Origin of the sequence: Sneathia sp. DSM 16631 (assembly GCF_014892235.1) — a bacterium.
Classification (GTDB): Bacteria; Fusobacteriota; Fusobacteriia; order Fusobacteriales; family Leptotrichiaceae; genus Sneathia; species Sneathia vaginalis.
In genome coordinates this window covers 1-1039 of the sequence record NZ_JADBHL010000040.1, presented here as the reverse complement: position 1 = coordinate 1039, position 1039 = coordinate 1, and the positions used below count along the sequence as shown (strand labels likewise).

The window sequence follows — 1039 nt, the reverse complement described above, 5'->3', positions numbered from 1 at the left end:
TCAGATGTTAAAGACCTATTAACAGATGGACAAATCAAATTAAACAAAGATGCATATGCACACTCATATGAATTAGACGGTAAATACACAGGAGTAAAAGACCTAGAATTAACAGCAGGAGCATTCGTACAACACGTACACTATGCAAATGCAGAATTAGGAGACTATGCTGCAAATCCATTTGAATTACTATATGCTCAAAGCTTAATTTCAAGTGATAAAGACTTCTTTAAACACAATGCTGAAAAATTAGAAGCAGATAAAAAAGCATTCGAAAATGCTCAAAAGACTTTAAAGAACGCAACAGAAGCTGACAAGACTGCTTATGAAAATGCAGTTAAAGAATACAATCAATTAGTTACAGATGTAAAAGCTTCTTTAGAAAGTGAAGTAACTACTACAAAAGCTGCCTATGATGGTGTAGTAGAAGCTAATAAAGAAACTGCTAAAAAAGCATATGACAAACAAGTTGAAATAAATGGATACGAAAAAGAATTAGCTGATTTAGAAGCAAAACAAACTGCTTTAAGAGATTTAATTATAGGATATATTTCTCTTTCAAAAGAAGAATTTAGAAATACTGATACTCAAACAGCAGAACTTCAAAAAATTACAGATAAAATTAATGCTTTAGAAGCAAAAATAGATACAGCAAATAGAGAACTTGATAATATAAATGGAGCTGGAAATGCTTATGGTAAAAAATATGCTGAAGCACAATATGCTAAAGATAATTTCAGTGAAGAAAAATTCAAGTCTTATGAAAATACTACTACATACAAGAAAGATGATACTACAAATAAATATAAATCTGATAGTACTGGTAAAACACCAGCACAATTCTACGAAGCAATAGCTCAAAATCCTTATGGACAAGCATTAGCACTAGTAAATAAATATAATGATTTTGACTATCTACAAAAAGAATATAAAGAAGCAATTAAAGGTGCTAAAGGTGTTACAGCTAAATTAGACCTAGTTAACTTTGGATTCAAATTAGGAGCTAAATATACTGGTGTTAAGAACTTAACATTAACTG

At 30.0% G+C, this 1039-nt stretch carries 1 protein-coding gene; it reads left to right on the top strand.

The features are described 5' to 3' along the window. Positions 1-1039 (top strand): hypothetical protein (locus IMK15_RS06320; protein WP_192942288.1); only part of this gene is annotated, 1039 nt, incomplete at both ends.